General features: G+C 51.9%; 1 protein-coding gene, 1 pseudogene and 1 other annotated feature. The gene and the pseudogene both read right to left on the reverse strand.

Going from position 1 to position 2,826, the window contains the following annotated elements; all coding sequences use genetic code 11:
- Positions 1-980: pseudogene (locus VEB01_RS12835) on the reverse strand (IS3 family transposase); the annotation flags it as partial.
- Positions 583-699: a sequence feature (AL1L pseudoknot), on the reverse strand. It overlaps the preceding pseudogene by 117 nt.
- A gap of 139 nt (positions 981-1,119) precedes the next feature.
- Positions 1,120-2,328 (reverse strand): Shedu immune nuclease family protein, encoded by a 1,209-nt coding sequence (locus tag VEB01_RS12840; RefSeq protein WP_324876034.1) that lies wholly within the window; start codon positions 2,326-2,328, stop codon positions 1,120-1,122.
- Between the last annotated feature and the right edge of the window lie 498 nt (positions 2,329-2,826).

Here is a 2,826-nt window from a genome sequence, read left to right on the forward strand (position 1 = left end):
CAGTCCCTGAAGCCGGGGCGAACCTGCTATCTCGCAGGCCGGCGCCCCGTCTGGGGGTGTTTCGTCCATCTCTCCGCCTTGCGGCTGACCGACGGCGACTTTCTCATCGTCGCCAGTTCCACCGCGCCCCAGCACGAAGCCGGTGCGGGCGGAACCGGAGACCTTCCAGCCGACGATACGCCGGGAAAACACGTCAGTGACGAAGGCCACGTAGACGAAGCCTTGCCCGGTGGAGACGTACGTGAAATCCGCCACCCACAAGGCATTCGGACGCTCAGCCCGAAACTGCCGGTTGACGCGATCCAGCGGACACAGGACGCCTTTGTCGCTGACCGTGGTTTTGACTGGCTTGCCGCGCACCACGCCTTGCAGTCCGATCCGCTTCATGAGCCGCTCCACCGTGCAGCGGGCGACAGCCACCCCTTTGCGCCGCAATTGGCGCCAGACCTTGCGTACGCCGTAGACCTGGAAATTCTCCTCCCAGACCCGCTGAATTTGCCCGCTTAGGCACTCGTCGCGCCGGGCTCGGGCCGATCTTCGGCCAGGATCAGCCTTGCATGCGGCATGTCGATAGTACGTCGACGGGGCGATCGGCAGCACCTTGCAGATCGGCTCGACCCCATAGGCTTCGCGGTGTTCATCAATGAACGCCTTCATCGCTTGAACGGGCGGTCGAGCTCCGCCTGGGCAAAATAAGCCGACGCCTTGCGCAGAATCTCGTTCGCCTGGCGCAGTTCACGCACCTCGCGCTCCAGTACCTTGATCCGCTCTCGCTCGTCGGTCGTCAGTCCCTCCCGTTCCCCGCTGTCCTTCTCGGCTTGCCGTCGTACCCAGCGGCGTAGCGTCTCGGCCGTACAACCGATCTTGGCGGCAATGGAAACGATGGTGGCCCATTGGGAGGGATACTCGCCTTGATGCTCCCGCACCAGGCGGACCGCCCGCTCCCGTACTTCCGGTGAATAGTTCGTTGATGTCTTCATCGCTCCATCCTCTCAAAGGTTGGAGCCTCCGGCAAAGCCGGGGCGGTTCAGTCGGCAACGAACGCCCTAACCCTGGGGCATCAGTCCAACAACGAAAGCCTGCCACCTTCTTGGTAGTGCTCTACCGGTCACACTGTGCTTAACTTGCATTCGACTCAACTATGAATCTAGCTCGTTGATAGAGTTCGTCGAAAGCGATGATTTCCGGTGCCGCAATATTGCGACGAAAGAGTTCAAATGAAGAATACTTATCTTCATTGATGCCGTGCGCGCTCTGAAACTCTGAGAGTGAACCGATGACTAAGAACGACTTAGGCTGGTAAAGAAATAACTGCTCCCCTGTTGGGGCACCAGATTCGTCTTTGATTATGGTTCGCGAGCGAATATTCGAAAGAGATACCTGAACGGATCGCTGGATTTGCGCGATTCCTCCGGATAATTCATCAGATATTTGCCAACTTTCTTTTCTGTAAGGAGTAGAAACTTGCTTCAGAAGAGGAGTTTTGTGTGTCTTTATTTCACCAAATGAAAGTGCGCTGATAAAGCCGTGAGTCTTTAGTAGGGCATCGACTCGCTTGCCAGCGCCGGTGAAATCGTGACCCTTGACGATTTGCTCGAATTTTTCACCATCGAGCGGAGAGTTGAGGTAATAATTAAGTCCGTAACCAAAGATCCAAGTATTTTTTTCAAAGAAGTCTTGCCAAACGTCTTCGCTCTTCTTATTAGCACCAAGTGCGCTTTTACAGCTTTCAAAGTAGGCGTCGTCATTTAACAATTGCTCAAACTCTGTAAGCTGCTTTCTCCTGTGACCTAAGATTGCAACATCTTTCGCTGTAATGTCATGCTTTGTGAGTTCCTCCAACAATTGGGGTTGCTGACTTAATAAAAGCAGCGCTTGCTCTTTCGTGAGTACTATGCTTTCGACGAACCTGTCATCAAGCTTTGCGCTCCGTTCATCTTTTATGGGCAATAGATTAATGTTTCTGAGGAAGTTATACAAAACAGATATCTCATCGCCAATAAATGTGAAGTATGTGCGATGAGGTGCTCCGCTCTCGACTGTGTATTTCTGGATTTGGAGTGTTGAAACTTCACGAGTGTCCTCGTAGAACTTGGCTGTGATTTCATGCCTCTGTCCATCTGTTATTCGCAGAGATACCTGTTTACCATCCTTGAAAAACTGGTGAGATTCGGCGCAATCAATTACCTTTGAGAGCATTCGAAATGGACGCTCGAACTCTTCGATTTCGCCGTCTGAATTCTTCCTGTATTGCTTCTGACTCAGTGATTGGCTGAGATAGACGCGGTCAGTTCGCTTGTTCTTGAAGTATTCGTAGTTGTCCGTCATTTCGTCCTTTTATCTCTACGGCGCTTATTTGGGTGTTTTTATAAAGGTTTCTTGAGGGTGTACTTGTGATTTGTTTCTTTGACGGGAGCTTTGATGCTGAAATCAGGCCCAACACGACATGAAGTCTAATAAGTAAATCTACTTATTAGAATGCGAAGCAAGGGAAATTATTTGTAAGCCTCGGCTGATTTTTTTTTCAGTGTCGGCTTACATGGCTTTCGATAAAAAAAATTTAGCCCCGGCTGGCTAACCTGATCCCTCTTGTCAGCGCTCTTCCCGCGATTACCCAGCCTTCTCTAGATTTCTTCTGGTCTCCTCGATTTCGGGGCTAATTTGTCCAGCCTCGGGAGCGACTTTATCGAGTAATGGTCAAATTTTGTGTACGGGGCGGACTCAGGCGGCGATTTTCTCGGCGTCTTCCCGAACTCCGTCCTTGAACACGACTCCCTCGATAACCTGAGCCAAGCGGGGAATGCCATTGAGTTTTCGCCAGTGCCG

It is taken from the genome of Methylocaldum sp. (genome assembly GCF_035627495.1).
GTDB lineage: Bacteria > Pseudomonadota > Gammaproteobacteria > Methylococcales > Methylococcaceae > Methylocaldum.

Coding starts and splice junctions, on each gene's coding strand:
- VEB01_RS12840 (WP_324876034.1), bottom strand. CDS start 2,328: ATGACGGACAACTACGAATACTTCAAGAACAAGCGAACTGACCGCGTC.